Origin of the sequence: Pseudomonas sp. B3(2017) (assembly GCF_002113595.1) — a bacterium.
In the GTDB taxonomy this organism is placed as follows: Bacteria; Pseudomonadota; Gammaproteobacteria; order Pseudomonadales; family Pseudomonadaceae; genus Aquipseudomonas; species Aquipseudomonas ekonensis.
The window spans coordinates 37,865-61,800 of sequence record NZ_NEIU01000007.1 but is presented as its reverse complement, the minus strand read 5'-3'; the positions used below and the strand labels follow the sequence as shown (position 1 = coordinate 61,800).

At 62.1% G+C, this 23,936-nt stretch carries 19 protein-coding genes; 12 read left to right on the top strand and 7 right to left on the bottom strand.

The genetic code is table 11. The annotated features are described in order from the left end of the window. Position 1: 1 nt before the first annotated feature. The 11 genes from tssK to CAG33_RS12245 all read left to right on the top strand — a co-directional run bounded on the left by tssK (position 2) and on the right by CAG33_RS12245 (position 15,028). On the top strand, positions 2–1,333 hold the full coding sequence (gene tssK, locus CAG33_RS12295; RefSeq protein WP_085630239.1) for a type VI secretion system baseplate subunit TssK: 1,332 nt from the start codon (positions 2–4) through the stop codon (positions 1,331–1,333). A gap of 5 nt (positions 1,334–1,338) precedes the next feature. After that, complete coding sequence (gene icmH / locus CAG33_RS12290) at positions 1,339–2,214, top strand: type IVB secretion system protein IcmH/DotU (RefSeq protein WP_085579022.1); 876 nt, start codon at positions 1,339–1,341, stop codon at positions 2,212–2,214. A gap of 13 nt (positions 2,215–2,227) precedes the next feature. Further along, positions 2,228–5,767 (top strand): type VI secretion system membrane subunit TssM, encoded by a 3,540-nt coding sequence (tssM, locus tag CAG33_RS12285; protein ID WP_085638604.1) that lies wholly within the window; start codon positions 2,228–2,230, stop codon positions 5,765–5,767. After that, complete coding sequence (locus CAG33_RS12280) at positions 5,767–6,495, top strand: PP2C family serine/threonine-protein phosphatase (RefSeq protein WP_085579018.1); 729 nt, start codon at positions 5,767–5,769, stop codon at positions 6,493–6,495. The genes tssM and CAG33_RS12280 overlap by 1 nt, the downstream gene beginning before the upstream one ends. Continuing rightward, positions 6,492–7,499 carry a serine/threonine-protein kinase gene (locus tag CAG33_RS12275; RefSeq protein ID WP_085638601.1) on the top strand — a complete coding sequence of 336 codons (1,008 nt, stop codon included), beginning with the start codon at positions 6,492–6,494 and terminating at the stop codon, positions 7,497–7,499. The genes CAG33_RS12280 and CAG33_RS12275 overlap by 4 nt, the downstream gene beginning before the upstream one ends. A gap of 21 nt (positions 7,500–7,520) precedes the next feature. After that, a complete protein-coding gene (gene tssI / locus CAG33_RS12270; RefSeq protein WP_085638598.1) occupies positions 7,521–9,956 on the top strand; it encodes a type VI secretion system tip protein TssI/VgrG in 2,436 nt (811 codons plus the stop codon). Positions 9,957–9,967: 11 nt separating this feature from the next. Next, the gene (locus CAG33_RS12265) at positions 9,968–11,737 is read left to right on the top strand and encodes a peptidoglycan-binding protein (RefSeq protein ID WP_085638595.1); all 1,770 of its coding nucleotides are present in this window, start codon (positions 9,968–9,970) and stop codon (positions 11,735–11,737) included. Between the two features lies 1 nt (position 11,738). Next, complete coding sequence (locus tag CAG33_RS12260) at positions 11,739–12,242, top strand: hypothetical protein (protein ID WP_256576733.1); 504 nt, start codon at positions 11,739–11,741, stop codon at positions 12,240–12,242. Between the two features lie 94 nt (positions 12,243–12,336). Next, positions 12,337–12,792 carry a hypothetical protein gene (locus CAG33_RS12255; RefSeq protein ID WP_085638589.1) on the top strand — a complete coding sequence of 152 codons (456 nt, stop codon included), beginning with the start codon at positions 12,337–12,339 and terminating at the stop codon, positions 12,790–12,792. Positions 12,793–12,821: 29 nt separating this feature from the next. Then, positions 12,822–14,198, top strand: a complete 1,377-nt coding sequence (locus CAG33_RS12250) for a lysozyme inhibitor LprI family protein (RefSeq protein WP_085638802.1) — start codon at positions 12,822–12,824, stop codon at positions 14,196–14,198. A 59-nt stretch (positions 14,199–14,257) separates the two neighbouring features. After that, on the top strand, positions 14,258–15,028 hold the full coding sequence (locus CAG33_RS12245) for a lysozyme inhibitor LprI family protein (RefSeq protein ID WP_139833005.1): 771 nt from the start codon (positions 14,258–14,260) through the stop codon (positions 15,026–15,028). A gap of 557 nt (positions 15,029–15,585) precedes the next feature. On the opposite strand, the gene CAG33_RS12235 is transcribed toward CAG33_RS12245, so the two are convergent. After that, positions 15,586–15,954 (bottom strand): DUF6124 family protein, encoded by a 369-nt coding sequence (locus CAG33_RS12235; RefSeq protein ID WP_085578987.1) that lies wholly within the window; start codon positions 15,952–15,954, stop codon positions 15,586–15,588. A gap of 519 nt (positions 15,955–16,473) precedes the next feature. On the opposite strand from CAG33_RS12235, the gene CAG33_RS12230 reads away from it, so the two are divergent. Then, on the top strand, positions 16,474–16,857 hold the full coding sequence (locus CAG33_RS12230) for a helicase (protein ID WP_085578985.1): 384 nt from the start codon (positions 16,474–16,476) through the stop codon (positions 16,855–16,857). 90 nt (positions 16,858–16,947) lie between these two features. Here the strand turns inward: CAG33_RS12230 and CAG33_RS12225 are convergent, their stop codons facing one another. From CAG33_RS12225 to exbB, 6 genes are all read right to left on the bottom strand, one after another. Further along, entirely contained in the window at positions 16,948–18,348 is a 1,401-nt protein-coding gene (locus CAG33_RS12225; RefSeq protein WP_085578983.1) for an aminoacyl-tRNA deacylase and HDOD domain-containing protein, read from the bottom strand. Positions 18,349–18,427: 79 nt separating this feature from the next. Next, positions 18,428–20,503, bottom strand: a complete 2,076-nt coding sequence (gene recG, locus CAG33_RS12220; protein ID WP_085638580.1) for an ATP-dependent DNA helicase RecG — start codon at positions 20,501–20,503, stop codon at positions 18,428–18,430. Positions 20,504–20,512: 9 nt separating this feature from the next. After that, positions 20,513–21,442: a hydrogen peroxide-inducible genes activator gene (locus CAG33_RS12215; protein WP_085638577.1), complete on the bottom strand. Its 930-nt coding sequence runs from the start codon at positions 21,440–21,442 to the stop codon at positions 20,513–20,515. A gap of 254 nt (positions 21,443–21,696) precedes the next feature. Then, positions 21,697–22,443 (bottom strand): energy transducer TonB, encoded by a 747-nt coding sequence (locus CAG33_RS12210; protein ID WP_085638573.1) that lies wholly within the window; start codon positions 22,441–22,443, stop codon positions 21,697–21,699. Beyond that, entirely contained in the window at positions 22,440–22,868 is a 429-nt protein-coding gene (gene exbD / locus CAG33_RS12205) for a TonB system transport protein ExbD (protein ID WP_085638569.1), read from the bottom strand. The genes CAG33_RS12210 and exbD overlap by 4 nt, the downstream gene beginning before the upstream one ends. Before the next feature lie 6 nt (positions 22,869–22,874). Further along, positions 22,875–23,837: a tonB-system energizer ExbB gene (gene exbB, locus CAG33_RS12200; protein ID WP_085638566.1), complete on the bottom strand. Its 963-nt coding sequence runs from the start codon at positions 23,835–23,837 to the stop codon at positions 22,875–22,877. Positions 23,838–23,936: the final 99 nt, after the last annotated feature.

The following is a 23,936-nucleotide window of genomic DNA, read 5'->3' as shown; positions in this document are numbered from 1 at the left end:
CATGAATACCCATAAAGTCATCTGGCAGGAAGGCATGCTGCTGCGTCCGCAGCACTTCCAGCACAACGACCGCTACTACGACCACCAGATGAAGACCCGCACCCAGTTGCTGGGCGGCTACACCTGGGGCTTCCTGAACCTTGAGATCGACCTGCAGTTCCTCAACATGGGCAAGCTCGTGATCAGCGAAGCCTCGGGGATCCTGCCGGACGGCAGCCTGTTCGAGCTCGGCGGCAACACCGAGCCGCTGGCCCTGGACGTGCCGCCGAACACCGGCAACACGCCGATCTACCTGGCGCTGCCGCTGGTCACCGGCAACCACATCGAGGCCCGCCGTCCCGAGCAGTCCGACGTGCTGGCGCGCTACACCGCCTACGAGACCGAAGTGGCCGACTCCAACGCCGGCGACGATTCGTCGAGCCAGGTCAAGTGCGGCCGCCCGGACTTCAAGCTGCTGCTCGGCGAGCAACAGAGCGACCAGGCCTACGTGAAGCTGAAGATCTGCGACGTGCTCGACACCACGCCGGACGGCGTGATCAGCCTCGACCCGGATTTCGTGCCGACCTACATCCAGGCCCACGCCTCCAGCTACCTGCTGTCGTGCCTGAAAGAAGTCATCAGCATGCTCAACCACCGGGGCGACACCATCGCCGAGCGCATCCGCTCCAACGGCAAGGTGGGCGGCGCGGAAGTCGGCGACTTCATGATGCTGCAACTGATCAACCGCACCGAACTGCTGCTGCGCCACTACCTGGGCCTGGAGCAGGTGCACCCGGAAGAGCTGTACCGCACGCTGCTGACCATGCTCGGCGACTTGGCGACGTTCTCCAGCGAAAACAAGCGCCCGCGCCTGGACAGCCGCTATTCCCATGCCGACCAGGGCGCAAGCTTCCGCAAGCTGATGGAATCGATCCGCCAGGTGCTGTCGATGGTGCTGGAACAGCACGCCATCGAGCTGATCCTCCAGGCGCGCCAGTACGGGATCATCGTGTCGCCGTTGCACGACCACAAACTGCTCGGCTCGGCCTCGTTCGTGCTGGCGGCAAGCGCCAACTGCGACTCCGAAGAACTGCGCCACCGTCTGCCGGCGCACCTCAAGGTCGGCCCGGTGGAGCGCATCCGCCAACTGGTCAATCTGCACCTGCCGGGGATCAAGGTCAAACCGTTGCCGGTGGCCCCGCGGCAGATCGCGTTCCACTCGAACAAAACCTATTTCATCCTCGAACTCAGTTCCGAAGACCTGGCGCAGCTCGAGCGCTCCGGCGGCTTCGCGTTCCACGTGTCCGGCGAATTCGCCGAGCTTGAACTGAAATTCTGGGCCATCAGGAACTGACCGACATGATCAAGGACATGGAACACAACCAGGACGACAAGACCGTCCTGCTCGACCGTCAGGGCCATGGCCCGGCGTCGGGTCCGCTGACCGACTTCGCTGCGCCGCCGCGCTTCGAGCAACTGGAAGAACGGATGATCTACGCCGCGCGCCTGCGCCCGGCGGAAGCCTTCAACATCAGCCTCAATTCCCTGGTGGCGGCGTCCTCCGAACTGCTGTCGGAAGTGGTGCGGCTCAAGCACAGCGAAACCCGCGAAGACCTGTACGCGCTCAACGAGCGCCTGACCGCCGGGCTCAAGCTGTTCGAGGTGCGCGCCCTGCACAACGGCGCCGAGAGCAGCCAGGTGATGGCCGCCCGTTACGTGCTCTGCACCGTGGTCGACGAAGCCGTCGTGACCACGCCGTGGGGCAACGAAAGCGAGTGGTCGCAGATGAGCCTGCTCAGCAGCTTCCACAACGAGACCTTCGGCGGCGAGAAGTTCTTCCAGCTGCTCGACCGGCTGTCGAAGAACCCGGTCAAGCACCTGCCGATGCTGGAGCTGATGTACCTGTGCCTGTCCCTCGGCTTCGAAGGCAAGTACCGGGTGCAGGCCCGCGGCATGCTGGAGCTCGAAGGCATCCGCGACGCCCTCTACCGGCAGATCCGTCAGCTGCGCGGCGACGTGCCGCGCGAGCTGTCGCCGCAGTGGGAAGGCCTGAACGACCAGCGCCGCAACCTGGTGCGCATCGTGCCGGCGTGGATGGTGGTGCTGTTCACCTTCGTCTGCCTGGTGATGATGTTCTCGGGGTTCGCCTGGGTGCTGGGCGAGCAGCGCGACACCGTTCTGCAACCTTATCAGCCGTTTGATCCGGCCGCGGCGGCGCCGCAGTCGCAGCCGTAAACAGGGACGTGTGATGAAAAAGTTTTTCAAGAAAGTCGGCGCCTTCCTGCGCCAGACCTGGGTCTGGACCCTGCTGCTGGTGCTGTTCGTGGCGCTGCTGGTGTGGTTCGTCGGGCCGTTGCTGGCGGTGGCCGACTACAAGTTCTGGGAAGGCTCGACCTCCCGCCTGCTGACCATCAGCGTGCTGTTCCTGATCTGGGGCCTGACCATGGTCTTCGTCAGCTGGCGCGCCGGGATCCGCAAGAAGGCCGTGGAAGAGACCGAAGACGGCCAGGACCGCATCCGCCGCGAAGAGCTGATCGACGAAGAGCAGAAGGAACTGAAGGCGCGCTTTCGTGATGCGCTGAAGACCCTCAAGACCTCGAGCCTGTACCGTGGCCGCAGCGAGCGCTGGCGCAACGACTTGCCGTGGTACCTGCTGATCGGCCCCCAGGGCAGCGGCAAGACCAGCCTGCTGGACTTCTCCGGGCTGGAATTCCCGATCAACAAGATCGACCGCAAGCTGACCCGCGACACCCTCGGCACCCGTCACTGCGACTGGTACTTCGCCGACCACGGCGTGCTGATCGACACCGCCGGGCGCTACATGAGCCAGCCGGACGCGGAAGTCGACGGCAGCGCCTGGACGACCCTGCTGGAGCTGCTGCGCAAGCGCCGCCGCGGCCGTCCGCTGAACGGCGTGCTGGTGACCATCCCGGTGGAGACCCTCACCGGCGGCAGCGAGCAGGACATCGAGACCCTGGCCCGCCAGGTGCGCGGCCGTCTGCAGGACGTGTACCAGAAGCTGCACGTGGATGTGCCGGTGTATCTGGTGCTGAGCAAGGCCGACAAGCTGCTGGGCTTCGACGAATTCTTCGACCAGCTGACCCGCGAGGAAAGCGACCAGGTGCTCGGCACCAGCTTCCGCAAGGATCAGGTCGGCACCGACGTGACCGTGCTGCGCGGTGAATTCGAAGAGCTGCTGCGTCGCCTCAACAGCCAGGTGATCATGCGCATGCACTCCGAGCGCGACACCCAGCGCCGCGGCCGCATCCTCGACTTCCCGCACCAGCTCGGCCAGATCGGCGAGCGCATGTGCCTGTTCGTCGACATGGCGTTCACCGGCAACCGCTACCAGCGGGCCAGCCAACTGCGCGGCTTCTACCTGATCAGCGCTCCGCACCTGACCCAGGAAATGGACTCCGCCACCGCCGGCATCGGCGCCAGCCTGGGCATGAGCGCCGGCGTGCTGCCGACCCTGCGCAGCGGCCGTTCGCGGTTCATCCATCACCTGCTCAGTCGGGTGATCTTCCCCGAGGCCGACCTGGCCGGCCTGGACAAGCGCGAGCGCAGCCGCATCCACTGGGGCCAGCGTGCCCTGTACGTGGGCGCGCTGGGGGCGTTGGCACTGTTCGGCATGCTCTGGGCCGGTGGTTTCTCGGCCAACTACGAGCGCCTGGAGAACCTCCGTGCGCTGGCGCAGAACTGGACGCAGCAGCGCACCGCGCTGAGCCCGCGCGACGACGCGATGGGCGTGCTCAAGACCCTCGACACCAGCTACGCCGCCACCCAGGTGTTCCCGAAGAAGGGCGACGTGTCGTACCACGAGCGCTTCGGCCTGTACCAGGGCTCCGACGTCAACCCGGTGGTCAAGGAAGCCTACGAGCGCGAGCTTGAGAAGCAACTGCTGCCACGGGTCGCGACCCAGCTCGAAGGGCAGATCCGCGCCAACATGAAGGACCGCGAAAAGCTGATCAACAGCCTGCGCGCGTACCTGATGCTGAACATGAAGGACCGCCGCGACGCCGCGTGGCTCAAGGACTGGGTCGCCAACGACTGGTCGATGCGCTACTCCGGCAACACCGCGGTGCAGAACGGCCTGACCACTCACCTGGAGCGTCTGCTGCAACAGCCGTTCATCTACCCGCTCAACGAGCAACTGGTGACCCAGGCCCGTCAGGTGCTGCGCAGCGAATCCCTGGCCGCCGTGGTGTACCGCATGCTCCGCGAGCAGGCGCGCAACCTGCCAGACTACCGCTTCAGCCAGCACCTGGGCCCGCAGGGCTCGCTGTTCATCGGCACCGAGTACGTGATCCCGGGGTTCTACACCCTGCAGGGCTATCAGCAGTACTTCTCGGTGCAGGGCTCGGCGCTGGTCACCGACATCCTGCGTGACAACTGGGTGCTGGGCGAAGGCGCGGGCATCAGCGATATGGATCTGCGTCGCCTGATGGTCGAGCTGGAGCAGCTGTACTTTCGCGACTACGCCAACTACTGGAGCGAGGCTGTCGGCCAGGTGGCCCTGCCGCCGATCAACGACGCCGGCGAAGGCGCCGAGCAACTGGCGGGCCTGACCTCGGCCAACTCGCCGGTGCTGGCGCTGCTGTCGGAAGTGCGCGAGAACACCCGCTTCCCGGTGGTCGCCGAGCCGGTGGACGAAGCCGGCGACGCCGCCGATGCGCTAGCCGGGCAGAAGGGCAAGCTGGGCAAGGTCGGCAAGATCGCTTCCGCCGTGGCCGACAAGGCTTCCGCCATGAACGTGGCGAAGAACCTGCCGGACACCGCCAAGAAGTCTCTGCAACGCCGCTTCGAGCCGCTGCACCGTCTGCTGGACGACAACAACGGCCCGGCCGCCGACCTGACCCCGGCCCTCAACGCGCTCAACGACCTGCAACTGCAACTGGCCAGCCTGGCCCGTTCCAGCTCGCCGGAACAAGCTTCGTTCGAAATGGCCAAGACCCGCATGAGCGGCCAGCGCGATGCGCTGACCAACCTGCGCAACGCCTCCGGCCGCCTGCCGCGTCCGCTCAGCGTGTGGTTCAACGTGCTGGCCGAGGACTCCTGGCGCCTGGTGCTCAACGACGCCTACCAGTACCTCAACGGCCGTTACCAGAACGAGCTGTACAGCGTGTACGGCAAGACCATCAGCAAGCGCTACCCGTTCAGCGCCACCAGCACCAGCGACGTGGCGATCAGCGACTTCCGCGACTTCTTCAAGGCCCAGGGCATCGTCGACCGCTTCTTCGACACCTACATGCGTCCGTTCGTCAGCGGCGATCCGGGCAACTACCGGATGCGCAGCGTCGACGGCCACAGCCTGCCGGTGTCCAAGGTCTACCTCGACCAGATGGCCGCGGCGCTGGTGATCCGCCAGAGCTTCTTCTCGATCAACCCGGCCGAGCCGCAGGTGCAGTTCAAGCTGGAGCCGTACACCCTGGATCCGGCGGTCAGCCGCTCCGAGTTCAAGTTCGGCGACAAGGTCATGGAATACCGCCACGGCCCGATCCTGCCGATGTCCTTCAAGTGGCCGACCGATGCTGAAGACGGCCGCACCAGCCTGGTGATGGACAAGATGGCGGGCCGCCCGATCGGCATCGAGAAGAACACCGGCCCCTGGTCGCTGTTCCGCCTGTTCGACCTGATGCAGACGGAATACCTGACCGGCCGCGACGTGCTGGTGCTGAAGGCGGACGTGGGTGGCTTGCGCGCCAACTACCTGCTGACCAGCCAGCGCACGCCGAACCCGTTCGACCTCAGCGTGCTGCGCACCTTCCGCATGCCGGTGCAGCTCTGATGCTGGTGGCCAGCCCTTGGCGCAGCGCGGCCCGCACCGACGCGGGCAAGGTGCGTTCGCGCAACGAGGACGCCTTCCTCGACTGTCCGCAGCAGGGGCTGTGGGCGGTCGCCGACGGCATGGGCGGGCACCAGGGCGGCGACGTCGCCAGCCAACTGATCGTCGCCAGCCTCGCGGAACTGCCTCAGCAGGACGACTTCGACGAACGCCTCAAGGCCATCCGCCAGTGCCTGCACTGGCTCAACCGGCGTTTGGGGCAGGAGCTGACCGTCACCGCCGGCCGCCACGACAGCATCATGGGCAGCACCGTCGTGGCGCTGCTGGTGGAAGGCAACCGCGCGGCGTGCATCTGGGCCGGCGACAGCCGTTGCTACCTGTGGCGCGGGCAGCGCCTGTATCAGCTGTCGAAGGACCATTCGCTGCAGCAGCAACTGATCGACGAGCAGCAAATGAGTGCCGAACAGGCCGCCGCGCACCCGGCGGCCCAGGCGCTGACCCGGGCGGTCGGCGCCGCCGAACAGCTGACCCTGGATGTGCTGGAGCTTGAGGTGTATCCGGGCGACGTGTTCCTGCTGTGCAGCGACGGCCTCTACCAGGGCCTGAGCAGCGACGCGATGGGCAACGCCCTGAGCCTGAGCGCGCCGCATGTGGCGCTGGAGCGCCTGTTCGACGGCGCCCTGCGCGGCGCCGCGCGGGACAACCTGACCGCCGTGGTGGTGCGCCAATGAACGGGCTCGAATCCTCGGTCGACGACCTGCTGATGAGCGAAGAGCAGGCCAACAACCTGACCTACTTCGCTTTCGCCAAGTCCCACAAGGCAGAGCCCGCGCTGGCGCCGACCAAGGCCAGCATCGGCGAGCTGCCCCAGATCCTGGCGGGCCGCTACCACCTCGAGCGCCTGCTCGGGGCCGGCGGCATGGGCGCCGTCTACCGGGCGCGGGACCTTTTGCACGAGCAGTTCGGCGATCCCGACCCTTACATCGCGCTGAAGATCCTCGGCGAAGAATTCGCCGAATCGCCGGACGCCAGCGCCTTGCTCTACAGCGAGTTCGCCCTGACCCGGCGCCTGCGCCACGACAACGTGGTGCGCGTGCACACGTTCGAAGTGGACACCGACTGCCAGCGGGCCTTCATCACCATGGAACTCATGCGTGGCCTGACCCTGGACAAATTGCTCTGCGAGCGGCCCCTGGGCCTGCCGTGGAAAGAACTGCGCGACATCGCGCTGCCGCTGCTCGACACGCTGGCCTGCGCCCACCGCCGCGGCGTGCTGCACGGCGACATGAAACCGAGCAACGTGATGCTCAGCGAAGACGGCCTGCGCCTGTTCGACTTCGGCTTGGGTCAAGCCGAAGAGGGCGTGCTGCCCGGCCTGCCGCACCTGAGCCGCGAACGCTTCAATGCCTGGACACCGGGCTACGCCGCCCCCGAACTGCTGGAGGGCCGGCCGCTGTCGGCCAGCGCGGACGTGTACGGCGCCGCCTGCGTGATCTACGAGCTGGCGGGCGGCAAACACCCGTTCCGTCGCCTGCCTTCGACCCAGGCCCGGGACGAAGGCCTGGACCGCGGCCTGGAGGCCCCGGACAACCTACCGAAACACTGCTGGCCCGCGCTGCGCACCGCGCTGGTCTTCGACGCGGCGCAGCGCACCGTCACTGCCCGCCAACTGCATGAAGCACTGAGCGCCGATCCGTCCTGGCTGCAGCGTCTGGCGCTGCGGCGCCACGGATGACATTCGAACAGGGAGCCCTTTATGTTCAACCCCGCTAACGAAACCCACTTCAGCCTCACCGTCGAAGACTACGTGGGCGACCTGCAAGTGCTGTCGTTCACCGGCACCGAAGGCATCAGCCAGCCGTTCCGCTTCGACCTGGAACTGGTCAGCGAAAACCCCGACCTGGACCTGGAGCAGCTCCTGCACAAGCAGGCCTTCCTCGCCTTCGACCCGCAGGGCTCGGGCATCCACGGCCAGATCTACCGCGTCGCCCAGGGCGACGCCGGCAAGCGCCTGACCCGCTACAAGGTGTCGCTGGTGCCGCAGATGCAGTACCTGCATCACCGCACCAACCAGCGCATCTACCAGCAGATGTCGGTGCCGAAGATCATCGCGCTGATCCTCGACGAGCACGGCATCAAGGCCAACGCCTACAGCTTCCAGCTCAGCGAGAAGTGCCCGGACCGCGACTACTGCGTGCAGTACGACGAGACCGACCTGCACTTCATCCAGCGCCTGTGCGAGGAGGAGGGCATCCACTACCACTTCCAGCACAGCAAGAAGGGCCACCTGTTGGTGTTCGGCGACGACCAGACCGTGTTCCCCGACCTCGGCCAGCCGACCGCGTATGTGCAGGGCAGCGGCATGGTCGCCGAAGAGCCGGTGATCAAGGGCTTCAAGCTGCGCCTGGAAACCCGCACCGGCCGCGTCACCCGCCGCGACTACGACTTCGAGAAGCCGCGCCTGCAACTGGAGGCGGCCTACAAGCCGGACGGAGAAAGCACAGAGCCGGATCTGGAAGACTACGACTACCCGGGCCGCTTCCTCGACCGTGCGCGCGGCAAGTTCCTCAGCCAGCGCGCCCTCGAACGCCACCGCGCCGACTACCGCCAGGCCGAGGGCCGGGGCGACCAGACCAAACTGGTCAGCGGCCATTTCATGGCCCTGTCCGACCACCCGCGCAGCGAGTGGAACGACCTGTGGCTGCTCACCGAGATCGTCCACGAAGGCAAGCAGCCGCAAGTGCTCGAAGAGTCGGTGACCAGCGACACCACCGACAACAAGGACGACTTCCACCAGGGCTACCGCAACCGCTTCCTCGCCACCCCGTGGGACGTCTTCTACCGCCCGGCCCTGGAACACACCAAACCCCGCGTGCTCGGCAGCCAGACCGCCACCGTCACCGGCCCCAAGGGCGAAGAGATCCACTGCGACCAGTACGGCCGCGTCAAAGTCCAGTTCCACTGGGACCGCGAAGGCCTGGCCGACGACAAGACCAGTTGCTGGCTGCGTGTCTCCAGCGCCTGGGCCGGCGACCGCTACGGCGCCATCTCCATCCCGCGCATCGGCATGGAAGTCCTCGTCACCTTCCTTGAAGGCGACCCCGACCAACCCCTCGTCACCGGCTGCCTGTACCACAAGGAAAACCCGGTGCCCTACGCCCTGCCGGCGAACAAGACCCGCAGCGTCTTCAAGTCCCTCAGCTCCCCGGGCGGCGGCGGGTACAACGAACTGCGCATCGAAGACAAGAAAGGCGCCGAACAGATCTACATCCACGCCCAGCGCGACTGGGACGAAAACATCGAACACGACCAGAAGATCCGCGTCGGCAACGAACGCCACGACACCGTGGTGAAGAACACCTACACCGAACTCAAGGCCGAAGAACACCGCACGACCATCGCGGACCGCAAGATCGAAGCGCGAATGGACGACCACCTGACCGTCGGCCAGAACCAGCACGTGAAACTGGGCACCGCGCAACTGACCAGCGCAGGCAAAGAGATCCACCTCAAGGCCGGCGACAAGATCGTCATCGAAGCCGGCACCGAACTGACCATCCAGGGCGGCGGCAGCTTCATCAAGCTCGACGGTGGCGGCGTGACCGTGGTGGGGCCGGTGGTGAAGATCAATGCCGGCGGGTCGGCTGGCTCGGGCACCGGGATCGGGATCAAGCCGCCGGTGCTGCCGGGGGCGGCGGATAAGGATAAGGCGGGGAGTTTGATGGATCAGGCGTTGTTGAATGCGCCGCCACCTCCTCCGCCAGCATCCGAGAAAAAGAGCTTCCGTATTCAGATGAAGCGTCCCTATGACAAAAAGGGCATTGCTGGACAGGCCTATACGCTGGAAGTGGATGGAGTGACCTATAAAGGCACAACTTCTAGTGAAGGGTTTGTTGACCAGCCAGTTCCGCCTGATGCGAAGAAGGGCAAGCTTACTTTCTATCCATTTGGCGCAGAATCTCAGCCATGGATCTGGGAGTTGGACTTGAAAGCTCAGTCGGAGGCCTCGGACGTGAAAGGGCTTCAGTCCCGCCTTAAAAATCTTGGGTTCTATGATGGAAAAATAGACGGTGAGAATGGCCCGAAAACTAAGTATGCCACCCGTTGCTTCCATCGTTCCTGTGAGTTATCAGACAAAGATTATCTTTCTTTCAGCGATATTAAACGCCTTGAAGAACAGCATATTGCATAATGGAGTAAGCAATGATTTACGGGAATTTTGATCTCTGTAGGAGGGATCACGATGGTAAACCAGCACAAAACACACCTCCACGTTGGGGAGGGGTCGAGAACCCACCGGTTACCGTTACTAACGCTGAAACAGCTGGGGGGACATCCGGAAGCAGTGCTGCTTTAGCTGTGCCAGAACACGTGAGAAAACTCCAGGAGGATCTAATTAGCTTAGGATTCTCTGTTCTCGGAAAAGCTACTGGAGAGTTTGGGACTAGAACCGAGTGGGCTGTTCGGGAGTTTCAAATATATGCTTCAATGGCGCAGGTTGCATGTGTGAGAAATGAAAAAAGGGGTCAGCTACTATTGGATCAGGCTGGCTCTCCTGTCCGAATAAATAACTTGGATGTTTACTATGACGGCTCCGCAGGTATAGTCGCTAAAGCTGGAAAGGCCCCGACCGTTAGCGGGTCAACCATTGGTCCCGTGAGTTATTATGTTGATAGTCTTCAGTCAGTAGCGAATGCTGCAAGGTATACCGGCCCGATAAGTGGTGTGGTAAATGAAAAAACCAGAACCGCAATAGAGCATTGGCTGAATAGTGACTATAGATGCCCTGTTGTTTTTGAGGCGTGGAGGATCGCTGGGGGATCCAGGACTGATTTGGCTGAGAAAGGTTGCAATATCTGGGCTCATGATAGTTTTACTGAAAGCGGTCCAAGAGTTGTATTTAGGGATTTCAGTAGTTACTTTACTTTTCCAGATGGTCGCGCTCAAACAGAATATCATGCAGTTGGTTACTATCAGAGTGGAACCTTTGGTGGGCCTAATGCGGGTAAAGCGCATAGTTGGTCATCTCAGACTGAAATGACTGTTGAAAAAATAACCGGCGCATCTGCTAATTCGGCGCAACTCAATAGCCCATCCCTTTCAACATATCGAACGATAAGGGTGGTTGCGGAAGCAGAATGTTTTGGTCGGTTTGACGTGCTAAACGCTTGGGATAATGCTCTTATTTCTGGCGGCCCTTGCCATTGGACTATGGGGCTGTATGCACCAAACCCTATAAATCTTTATGGGAAAGGTGAGCTTCCTGGGTTTATGGCATACCTGAAAAATTGTGAGCCTGAAGTTTTTGAAAAGGTTTTTAGTAACTTCGGTTTGTACCCAACGAAAGAGTGGAATGATCCGGGTCTTTATGACGATGATCTAATGACCTATGCAGCTTGGGTAAAGCTTGCGAATGATAGCTACGCTGTTTCCCAAGCGACTCATTCCGAGAATGAATTTACAGAGCTGGTCGCCTCGAAAGATGAAGCTCATTACTTAAAAACTTGGCATTGGTTTTATCGTCTTAGTATGGCCGCGCGCACTATTCCTAGATATAGATCAGCAATGTGGTCTATGGCCAAGCTTAGGCTAAGGGAAATATTGACTGATCCGATCAGCTTCAATGTTGGATCTTTGGTCGTAAATAGTACTGTAGGAGCTATTTACACCTCCGAAAAAGCAGTGGCTATACTTTTGCGTTGGCATGTCTGGCGACCTTCACATGTTGTTAGTGGGGGGCAATATAATAGGCTTCGCAATGTTCTTCAAAACACAATTAACACGTCGGGAGGAGTTAACTGGCAACTCCCGATTGCTAGTTGGGGGGAGGCGCATGAGACTGCACTAGCAACAAAGTTATTTAACGCGTTGCAAGCTTTGAATGATACTATCACTGTCGCCATCGTTTATGGATCCAGTGAGGTTCAAGGGGCGGTCAGAACCGGTCGTAACACATTTGTTATGGAGAATTGATATGAGGTGTCTTTTTATATTCGCATTTCTTGCGACTGCAGCCAACGCTGCTCCTGTAGATGTGTGTTCTCCGGCAGGGGGGGCTAAGTATTTTTTGTCCCCGTGGACGGAGGGTGTGCGTGATTTTGATTTGCTTTCTCGGGTTGATGGTGAAAAATTTTCAATTGAGGAAGGGAAAGTCGTCATTAGTGAAGATATTAATGGCGATGGAGTGAAGGATTTCATTTATCTTTCAACTTCTAGTGGTGGGTCGAGTGGTGATTTTATCTATGAGTTTCTAATTCAGTGTCGTGGTTTTTTAAGAAATGTTGGTGGTGAGTATTTTGCTGGTGTGAAAGTTCTTGATACTCACCCAGTAAATAGTTTGTTTAGAGATATTGAGATCTATTCTTATAATAGAGACAAGCAAGATCAGATTATGCATAGAGATGGTAAGCCGCTAACAACGTCTCATGTTTGGCGTTTTAATTCGGAAACTAAGCTCTATGAAGGTGAGTCAAGGTAGCTAATAGAGACGAATGGTTTGTTTATGCCAATGGTCAATCAATAAAACCGTCCTGTTTTGTATTGTGCGACCGGAGCTAGGACGTGTACGTGCCTTGAAACTATTTGCCGGGTTATTACTAGGCGTGTTGTGGACGGTCTCCGCCCAAGCTGAGCTAATCACCTTCAGTCCAACCCCAGGCACTGAAGTGACGCTCACATCGGAGGGTTCTTCGCTCGCGTTTTCGGTTACACGCGATGGGCACAGCGTATCCCGATCCATCACCTTTGAAGCGGAAAGCGAACTACGTATGCAGTTCGATGATTTCAATTTCGACGGGATGAAAGACTTCGCGGTCTGGCAGGTTGATGACGGGATGGGCACGTACAACATCCACAGGATTTTTGTTTACCAGCCCAAAACCGGCAGCTTCCAGGAACTACAGCCTGATTGCGGTGATGGATTCGTCAACCTGCGTGTTGATGGCAAGCACAAAGCGCTGATCAGCACCTACTGGGAAATGAACGTCCCCAAGCGATGTACAACCCGCTTTGCAAAGCGCAAAGCCTGATGAGCTGAATGAATCAAGGATTGAACACGGTGAAGCGTTTTGTTTTTTCGTTTATCGGCGCGTTGTTGCTGCCGGTTTCGGCGGTGTATGCGCAGGATGACTGCACTCAGGTTTCTTCAGGCTTGGAAAGGCTGCCTTGTTCCGAGTCGGCAAAAAAGTCTGCCGATACGCAGTTGAATGTCAGTTATCAACAGTTGATGGCGCGGATTGAAGCGCAGTATCGGGTCGATCCTGCGCTGGGCTCGTCGTATGCCGCAAAGGTCAAAGAGTCTCAGCGAGCCTGGCTCAAGCTGCGGGACACTGGCTGCGCTTTGGAAGCGTTTGAAATCGAGGCGGGTCAACCCGCTTATGTGGCCACCGTTAACTTGTGCGTTGCCCGGATGAGCCGTGAGCGGTCGGCGTACCTAGAAAAAATTGCGCCTGAACAGGTCACTCCCCCAACCAACAAAAATGCTGCTGCGGCGCCGGTCAATGATGTTTGCCCGTCCGAGGAATTCACGCCGTTTCTGATCGCGTATTCTGCCGATAGCGAGTCTCAGCGACGCCTAACGGCGCTGACGGTCAAACAACTGTTACTCAAGCCGATAGCGGGCAAAGGGCCGACGGACTTCGAACCCGTGACAACGGGAGTGCCGGGGGCCTCGTTGGCGTACCCATTGTTGGCGCCTGTCAGTCCAACCGGGACGCTCGGCGTCGAGATTGAGACCGTCGACGACAGTCACGTCAATGTGGTGGATAAGCGGGCGGGCAACAGCAATGTAAAAATCTTCAACTTCTCACGTCAGGCATGTTGGGTGCTTGAAGGCGTCGAAGACTGGTCGATCAGCGAGAAGGATCTTGTCGCAACGCGTAAACCCGGAATGAGCCGTGCCGAAAACTTCTGCGAACAGCGTGCTGAAGCTTTAGGAGGGCTAGGGTTTCTTGAGCAATACCGGCTGACTGTGGAGTTGATTGAAGCGTCTCTGGAAAATTATGTCTGCGCAGCAGAGTCGGGTGATCCAGAGGCGAGCGAGTCAGCGGCAAGACTGAGCCTTTCGCAGATGGCGTCCCAACTGGAAACCAGCAAGGTTGAGGCGCTGTTCAAAGCCGCTTCAAAGACGCCGAGTGGTGCGTTGGGTTATGCCTCGTTCTTTTGTATGGGGAACTCCACCAATTACGACGGTCCTTGCCTCCACCCCAAGCAGGCAGAAGAGCAGGTCATTCGTGCGATTTCCATGGGTTCAGTTGATGGGATGAATTATCTGGCCAGCTCGTTCGAAGCTGGCGACTTAGGAACGAAGGATGTGTCTAGGGCGTTGGCCTGTTACCAAATGGCGGCCGACAAAGGTGATCAGGCGGGCGCCCGTAACGTGCAGCGGTTGACATCGCAAGGTGCTGGCACGATCAAGGCAAGTCACTGCATTTAGGGGGACAGAGTCAGAGCAGCACGTGTAATTGGGTGATCATCAAATCAGGGACTGAACCATTGAACTGGCTTAACCGTTTTTTATCACTCTCCTTCGGACTGTTGTGCACATCAATCGCGCTGGCCGATGGCGACTGCGCAGTGGTATCCAGCAGTGCGCAGGTTGATCAATGCGCCGAAGTGGCGAAAACCAAAGCTGACACTCAGTTGGACACCCGTTACCACGAACTGATGGAGCGGCTTGAAGCCCACTATCAGCGTGATCCTGCAATGGGCGCTGCGTATGTGGCGAAGGTCAAGGAGGCGCAGCGGGCGTGGGTCAGGTTGCGGGATGCGAATTGCGTGGTGGAGGCGTTCGAGATCGATGCGGACGCGCCTGCCCATAGGACGGTCGTCAACAGGTGCATTGAGCGGATGAGTTTGGAGCGTGCCGTTGAGCTGGACAGGATTGCGCCGGTTTCTGCCGGTGACAAGGCTGTCGACGCTGTTTGTCCGGCCAAGGAGTTTCCGGCGTTCCTCACGGCGTTTTCCGAGCGCCTGGAGGTGCAGAAGGCTTATGTGAAACAACCCCTGCAACTGGTCACAACGATTCCGGGCGATCCCGAGCCGGGATTGGAAAAGCGCAGTGTGAGCGGTGATCAGATCAAGTTTCCGCTCATCCCCGGTCGCGAAAAACGCGATGCGGACGGCCTGACGTTGACCGTTAAGGAAGTGCAGGGCAACAGTGCCACGGCCATTCTGCAGAAGCCGGATACGGACTATGTGTTCGAGTACCGGTTTGTTCGAGGGGCGTGCTGGGTGCTTGAAGAGGTTTCGGACTTTTCGCTTTAGCGCTTTGGCATTCATCTGAACCGCCACGTAGATTTGTGGCTATCCGTACCGCTTAAGGAATGATCGGTTTGAAGTATTTGTCTGTGCTGCCTTTGGTTGCGCTATTGCTCTGTCCTTTGGCTGCCTATGGGGAACTCACATCCGAGGTTCGCTGTTTTCGTTCGTCGGAAGGCAAGAACATCAGTTTTGAGTTCAGGACGTATCACGACTCCGTGTCCATATGGGGCGGGGTGGGTGTCCGGTATAGGCAGTCCAAGCGATTTATTACGCTTGTGCATCGGAACACCGAGCAAATAATCCTGGCAGAGGATCGACCGTATGAGTTCACGACGACTTGGGTGGAGGTCTCCGAAGGTGCTCTGACAGGTGAATATGAGATGGTCAGTCAGGGTGCCCGTGTCTACAGCATGGTCTACACGAACTACAAGTCTGGGAAGAAGTACTCATTCGAGGAAGATTTCGGTATAGATTTTTCACCTGAGACGGGTTGCCAGTGGTGATCCCGGAACCATCAGAAAAGGGGACTCAACGTCCCCTTTTTTCCGCCCACGATCCAGCTACGGCCTGACCTGATACTCCCTGAACTCAATGTGATCGATTGTGCCTTCCACCATCAAGCGCACGCCATCCGCCATTCTGCTCAGGCCCAGTGCCATCGAGCGGCGGGGGCCGTCGAGTTCGTCGGCCAGGTTGGCGGCGATGGCGCTGATGCACAGGAGGTCTTCGGAGGCGTTGGCCATGAGGGCTTCGGCGTCGGCGTTGGGGCAGAGGATGAACAGGCCGCCGAGGCGTTTGGGGCGCGCGGTGGCGGGTTTCAAGTGGTGGTCGAGGGCGCGTTCGGCGGCTTCGTGGAGTTTCCTTGAATCAAGGGATTCGTAGGGGGAGGTTTCTGGTGTTGCGGGGGGATTGGGTGTTGGTTTGATCATTAGCGCTTACTCCAGATTCAAGGAGCTGACACCGTTTCGCTCGCACTTCGAAAGTGGTGGCAGCTGTGCATAGGTGTGCAAGACCGGTGGAGTAACCCGGCAGACCCGAAGGCCTCCCATACACAGCAGCCATAACGATCCGCGAGCATAGGAAAACGCCCGGCCGATTGCCATAACCAATGTGTACTCCCACCGGACTTGCACGTCCGAGTCACCGATTTTGCGGCGACACACAGAGGCTATCGACGAACCACTAGCCCGCCTAGTTCATGGGCATCCCGGCGTTTTGAGGGAAATTTCCTATAGGTTTGCGAGGCGCAAGATCAAAAGATCGCAGCTTCGGCAGCTCCTACAGGGATGTGTTTCAACACGTGTAGGACGCGGGGTTGGAAATCGTGACTTGGCAGTCATCATGCGAGAAAAGCTCGCCATCGTCTTGCAACGTCACTCGATAGTGGCGTTATCCCATGAATCCCTTACACTCCCCCAGCCGTTCATTTTCCTTTTGAGGCTGTGCGCATGAAATTTCGTTTTCTTCTGTGGATGCTGGGGCTGTTGATGGGCAAGGCCAGTCGGACCAATCCGGCGTTCCAGCAGCAGTTGGGTGACAAGGATCTGGTGTTTCAGCTGCAGACCCTGGACGGCAAGGTGGCGCGGCATTTCGTGGTGAAGGGGCAGCGCATCACCAGCAAGGCCGGGGCGGTGGCGGAGCCGGCGTTTGCGATTGCGTTCAAGGACGCGGCGTACGGGTTTGCCACGATGCAGGCCAAGAACAAGCAACTGGCGTTCATGCAGGGGATTCAGGACAAGTCGATTCAGCTCAAGGGCAACCCGGCGCTGGTGATGTGGTTCCAGGGGTTGACCAAGTATTTGAAGCCTAAGAAGGCCAAGCCCAAGGCTTGATGCGGTCAGGTAGACCGGGTTGGATTCATCGCGAGCAGGCTCGCTCCCACAGGGGTTGTGTAAACCCTGAGGGAGCGGGCCTGTTGGCGTTTAGGCCTGGCTGAACTGCGAAGCCAGTTCGCGCAGCAGGACTTCGGCTTCGAGGACTTTGCTGACGACGTCGTTGGCCTTGTCGCGGGTCAGGCCGACGCGTTCCAGCAGCGCGTCCGGGATGTCTTCGTCGGGGCCGGAGCCGATGCCGCGGGCGCGCAGCAGGCGCACGGCCAGGCACACGAGGTTCGGATACTCGGCGTAGGCGCCGTCGTAGTTCGGGTCGTGCTGGAAGCGCAGGGCGGTGGCCAGTTCGTCGGGCATGTCCCAGTAGCGCATCAGCCAGGAGCCGATCTGTTCGCGGCTGATGCCCAGCAGGTGCTGTTCCACGAAGCTGTGGCACAGGTGCGGGTTGACCTCCAGGTGCCGGCAGATCAGCGAGAAGTGCGGCGGGAACACGTGGGCCAGCAGCAGGTAGCCGAAGTTGTGCAGCAGGCCGGCGAGGTAGGTCAGGCCGGCTTCAGGGCGCTGGGCGCGCGGCATGGCGCGGGTCAGGCCTTCGATGACGGCGGCGGTGTAGATCGACTGCTGCCAGTACGGCGTGGTGTGTTGCGGGTGGTCCTTGGGCAGGCTCAGGGTCTTGCCGAGGGCCAGGCCCAGGGCCAGGTTGATCACCAGGTCGAAGCCCAGCACGCGGACGATGGCGTCTTCCACCGAGCGGATCTTGCCCGGCGAGGCGTAGTACGGCGATGCCGCCCAGCTCACCACTTGTGCGGCCAGCGCCGGGTCGGTCTCGACCACGCCGGTGATGTCGTCGATGGTGGCGTTGGGGTCGACCCGCAGTTTGATGATCTTTTGCGCGGTCTCGGCCAGCGGCGGGATCTCGATGGTCGCTTCCAGGCGCTGCTGGATGCGCCGTGCGGTGAACGCCTGCACGGCCTGGGTGATTTCCTCGCGGTCGTCGTCCGGGCGGTCGAGGTTGGGCCGGATGCTGCTCAGGGCTTCGCCGAAGTTGGCGGCGCTGGCCTTGGTCAGCATGGTCTTGAAGGCTTCGCTGGTGATCTCCAGCAGAACGCCCGGCTCGCCGGAGTGGATCAGCAGCTTGGGCTCGCGCAGCAGGCTTTCTTCGTAGAGGCACGGCGAGCTGGTCAGCGCCGGCAGGCCCGGCAGCAGGCTCAGGCTGTGCTTGCCGAGCATCTTGTCCAGGCGCTCGGTGGACACGGCGGTCAGGCGACGGCCGGTCAATTCGGCGAGGCGGTTGAGATCCAGCAACTGGCTCTGTGGGAACAGCACCATCAGCGCGCCGACGGCGTCGTCCAGCAACACGGCCTGCACTTTGCGCGAGGCGTTGAGGCCGTGGTGGTCGATCACTTCTTCGTAGGCGATGCCGAGTTTGTTGAGCAGCAGCCGAATGACAGACGGAGCGTGCGGGGTGTCGGGGGCGAGAGCAGCTTCGGTCATGGTCTGTATCCGTTTTTGAAACAATGGCAGGAGTATAACCAGCTTGGTCGTCGCGGGCTTTGAGAAACTGCGACGGTGCTCACACTTGGCCGTATTGCTGCCCGTGCCGCAGCCAGCGGTCGAGCAGCGGGCTGACGTGGGTGGGCCAGCGCTCCAGCAGCGCCTGCGCGGCGTCGCGCACGGCGGGCAGCAGGTCGGCGTCGCGCATCAGGTCAGCGACCTTGAACTGCAGCAGGCCGGTCTGGCGGGTGCCGAGCATTTCGCCGGGGCCGCGCAGTTCGAGGTCCTTTTCGGCGATGACGAAGCCGTCGTTGGTCTCGCGCATGATGCCCAGGCGCTGACGACCGATCTGTGACAGCGGCGGGTGGTAGAGCAGCACGCAATGGCTGACCGCGCTGCCCCGGCCCACGCGGCCGCGCAGCTGGTGCAGCTGGGCCAGGCCCAGGCGCTCGGGGTTCTCGATGATCATCAGGCTGGCGTTGGGCACGTCCACGCCGACCTCGATCACGGTGGTGGCCACCAGCAGTTGCAGGTTGCCGGCCTTGAATTCGGCCATCACGGCGGCTTTTTCGGCGGGCTTCATGCGCCCGTGGATCAGCCCGACCTTCAGCTCGCCGAGGGCGGCGGTGAGGTCTTCGAAGGTGGTTTCGGCGGCCTGGCAGGTCAGCTCTTCGGACTCTTCGATCAGCGTGCACACCCAATAGGCCTGACGGCCCTCGGCGCAGGCGCTGCGCACCCGCTCGATGACTTCGACGCGGCGGGTGTCGGTGACCAGCACGGTGTTGACCGGCGTGCGGCCCGGCGGCAGTTCGTCGAGGATCGAGGTGTCGAGGTCGGCGTAGGCGCTCATGGCCAGGGTGCGCGGGATCGGCGTGGCGGTCATGATCAGCTGGTGCGGGCACATCCGCCCGCCGACGCCTTTCTGCCGCAGCGCCAGGCGCTGCTGGACGCCGAAGCGGTGCTGTTCGTCGATGATCACCAGGGCGAGGTTCCGGAACTGCACTTCGTCCTGGAACAGCGCGTGGGTGCCCACCACCATCGGCGTGCCGCCGGCGATCTGCTCCAGCGCGGCGGCGCGGTTCTTGCCCTTGAGCTTGCCGGCCAGCCACGCCACTTCAATGCCCAGCGGTTCGAGCCAGCGCTTGAAGGTGAGGTAGTGCTGTTCGGCGAGGATCTCGGTGGGCGCCATCAGGGCGACCTGATAGCCGGCCTCCAGCGCTTGCAGGGCGGCGAGGGCGGCGACCACGGTCTTGCCCGCGCCGACGTCGCCCTGGATCAGGCGCAGCATCGGTTCTTGCTGGCTGAGGTCGTAGGCGATCTCGTTGCCGACCCGCTGCTGGGCGCCGGTGGGGCTGAAGCCGAGGTTGGCCAGGTACTGCGCCGGCAGCCGGGTGGCCTTGGGCATGGCCGGGGCGCGCAGCGAGCGCAGGCTCTCGCGCAGGCGCTGCTGGGATAGCTGGTGGGTCAGCAGCTCTTCGAACGCCAGCCGGTGCTGGGCCCAGTGATGGCCGAGGGCGAGCTCTTCGACGTCGGCGTCGGCGGGCGGGTTGTGCAGGTAGCGGATCGCGTCGGCCAGCGGCGCCAGTTGGTAGTCGCGGGCCAGTTCGGTCGGCAGCCAGTCGGGCAGGCTGGACGGCTTGAGCAGGGTCAGGGTCTGCAGGCAGAGCTGGCGCAGGCGCTGTTGGGTCAGGCCTTCGGTGAGCGGGTAGACCGGGGTCAGGGTCTCATCCACCGGCGGCGGTTCGTCGCCGGTGATGGCGCGGTATTCCGGGTGGTAGATCTCCAGCCCCGACGCGCCGGGCCGGACTTCGCCGTAGCAGCGGATCCGCGTGCCGCGCTTGAGGCCTTCCTTCTGCGCATTGCTGAAGTGGTAGAAGCGCAGGCTCAGGCCGCCGGTGCCGTCCTGCAGGCGCACCACCAGGCTGCGGCGCCGGCCCATGACCACATCGGCGCCGCTGACGGTGCCTTCGACCACCGCGTCCTGCCCCGGGCGCAACGCCCCGATGGGCACCACGCGGGTGCGGTCCTGGTAGCGCAGCGGCAGGTGGAACAGCACGTCCTGGAGGTTCTCCAGGCCGACCTTGGCCAGTTTCTCGGCCATGGCTTCGCCGACACCCTTGAGTGCCGTCACCGACACTTGCGACAGCTCGCCCATGACGCTGGCTTAACCGGCCGTGACCGCGGCGGCGGGCTTGGCCACGGAGCACAGGCGGATGGAGTCGGCGAGGATCTCGATGGCCTTCGGGCGCGGGAAGCTGGCGCGCCAGGCGATGGCCACGGTGCGGAACGGCACCGGCGCCGACAGCGGCCGCACTTCGATCACGCCGGGGGCGTAGTGGTGGCTGTCGACCGCCGACAACGGCAGGATCGACACGCCCAGGCCCGAGGCGACCATGTGGCGGATGGTTTCCAGCGAACTGGACTCCACCGTAGTGTGCTTGGCGCCGTCGTTGCCCTTGGTCAGGGTCGGGCAGGCTTCCAGCACCTGGTCGCGGAAGCAGTGGCCTTCGCCGAGCAGCAGCAGGCTCTTGTCGTTGAGCAGGGCGGCGTCGATGGATTCTTTTTGCGTCCACGGGTGCTGGGCCGGCATCAGCACGTAGAACGGCTCGTCGTAGAGCGGCAGGGTCAGCACGTCGGCTTCGTTGAACGGCAGGGCGATGATGATCGCGTCCAGCTCGCCGTTGCGCAGCTTGTCGCGCAGCACGTGGGTGAAGTTTTCTTCGATGTACAGCGGCATCTGCGGGGCGACCCGGTGCAGCTGCGGAATCAGGTGCGGGAACAGGTACGGCCCGACGGTGTAGATCGCGCCGACCTTCAGCGGGGCGGTGAGCTGGTTCTTGCCGGCCTGGGCCAGTTCGCGGATGCCCTGGGCCTGCTCCAGCACCTTCTGCGCCTGGGCGACGATGCCTTCGCCGACCGGGGTCAGGCGCACGGCGCTTTTGCTGCGCTCGAAAATCAGCACACCGAGTTCGTCTTCAAGTTTTTTCACGCCCACCGAAAGGGTCGGTTGGCTGACGTGGCAACGCTCGGCCGCATGGCCGAAATGCTGCTCTTGGGCGAGGGTGACGATGTAGCGTAATTCTGTGAGAGTCATGGCAAGCGTCCGTGGGTTTGCGGGCCAAGCATACCGGCTGCAATCGATAGACGCACGTTATCAGACTGAGTGCGGCATGCGACACCGGGCAATGCCGGTTTGCCGTTTGCGGATGTGACAAAGGCACCTTTCGGTGCCTTCTGTCGGGTGATGAAGCTTCCTGTAGGAGCGAGCCTGCTCGCGATGGCGCCGTTGGATTCAACGCAGGTGTTGAATGTGATGGCCTCATCGCGAGCAGGCTCGCTCCCACAGTTTCAGCGGCGACGCTCCAGCGAGTACACGAACGGCGCGACGATTTCGATCGAGCCGTTGTTCAGCATGTCGGCCGGCGGCTTGGGCAGCGGCTGGGCGCGGCGGATCATGTCCAGGGTGGCCCGGTCCAGATCGGCATTGCCGGAGCGGCCCACCAGTTCGAACGACAGCACGTTGCCTTCGGCGTCGACCACGAACCGCAGGCGGTTCAGGCCTTCCTTGCCCCGTGCCTGCGCGCTCGCCGGGTACTTCTTGTACTTCTGCAGGTGCGCGAGCAGGGTGCCTTGCCAGCTGGCCTTGGCCGCCAGCTGCGCCGGCGACGGGCCCGGTGCCGGCTGCGCGGATTTCTCCGTGGGCGCCTGGGTCGGTTGCGTGTCGGCCGGTTTTTCCTCGGAAGGCTTTTCCTTCGGCGGCTCCGGCTTCTCGACCGGTTTGGGCGGCTGAGGCTTGGGCTTCGGCTTGGGTTTAGGCTTGGACACGGCGATCTCGGCCTTCGGCGCTTCCGCCAGTTTCGGGATCGGCAGCTGCTCGACCGGGGCCGGCGGCTGCGGCGGCGTGACCACTTTCGGCGGTGCGGGCGGCGGCGGTGCGGGCACCGGGGCCAGCTCGACCATCATGGCCTGCGGCGGCAGTTCGATGGGCGGCCGGGCGGTCCAGTTCACCGCCAGCGCGATGGCCAGCGCGTGGACGCCCAGCACCACGGCCAGGCTACCGCCGTAACGCGTCAGCTTATGGCGCGGCTCGATCATTTCTTGGCTGCCGTCTCAAGGCCCACCAGGCCGACCTTCAGGTAGCCTGCGCCGCGCAGCTTGTCCATCACGCTCATCAGGTCGCCGTAGTCCACGCCTTTGTCGGCCTGGAAGAAGACCGTCGTGTCCTTCTTGCCCTGGGTCTTGGCGTCGAGGGCGACGCCGAGGGTTTCAGGCTTCACTTCGTCGTCGCCCAGGTACAGGCGCTGGTCGGCCTTGACGCTGAGGAACACCGGTTTTTCCGGGCGCGGCGCGGGCTTGGCGGTGGAGGCGGGCAGGTCGACCTTGATGTCCACGGTGGCCAGCGGCGCGGCCACCATGAAGATGATCAACAGCACCAGCATCACGTCGATGAACGGCGTGACGTTGATTTCGTGGTTCTCGGCCAGATCGTCGTCTGCGCCTTCTTTCAAATGCAGGCCCATGGCCGGTTACCCCACTTTCACCATGTGCGGTTGCGAGCTGCGCTCAGGCTGATGGTCGAGGTCGCGGCTGACCAGCAGCAGCACCTGAGCCGACGCGTCGGACACCTGGGCCTTGTAGCCGGCGATGGAGCGGGCGAACACGTTGTAGATGACGACCGCCGGGATCGCTGCCACCAGGCCCATTGCGGTGGCCAGCAGCGCTTCGGCGATGCCCGGCGCGACGACGGCAAGGTTGGTGGTCTGGGTCTTGGCGATGCCGATGAAGCTGTTCATGATGCCCCACACGGTGCCGAACAGGCCGACGAACGGCGCGGTGGAACCGATGGTGGCGAGCACGCCGGTGCCGTTGCTCATGTTGCGGCCGCAGGCGGCCACCAGACGCTCAAGGCGGAAGCTGACGCGTTCCTTGATGCCTTCCTTTTCGCGGGCGTTGGCCGACAGGCGCATTTCTTCCAGGGCGTCGTGCACCAGCAGGTTAGCCAGGGTGCCTTCTTTGGCGGCGGTGACGCTGGCTTCCTTGAGGGAGGCGGCTTTCTTCAGGCTGGCGATCTCGCCGCGCAGGCGGCGCTTGGCGCCCATCAGCTCGAAGCCCTTGGCGATCCAGATGGTCCAGGTGAGGATCGAGGCGAGGGCCAGGCCGATCATCACGGACTTAACGACCGCGTCGGCGTTCTGGTACATGCCCCAGGGCGACAGGTCGTGGGCCATGCCCAGGGTGTTGTCCGCTTCGAGGACTTCCGGTTGGTCGGCGGCGCCGGCATCAACGGCCTGGATCGCGTCGGTGGCGGCTGGCGCTGCGGCAGGGGCGGCTGGCGCGGCCTGCTCGGTGGCGGCAGGGGTGGCAGGGGTGGCCTGGGTGTCGGCGAACGCGGCGACCGGCGCCAGCATCAGGCTGAGCAGCAGGGCTGCCGCGGCGCGCCAGGCGCGAGGTCGGTTGGTTGGCGAAGCGGAGGTTTGAATGCGTGTCATGCTGGCCGGACCTGAAGTAGAAAAACGGTGATGCTCTTCCAGGCCTCGAAAGGCCGAGAACAAAGTGGCGTGCATTATTGCAAGTAATTCTTGTTAACA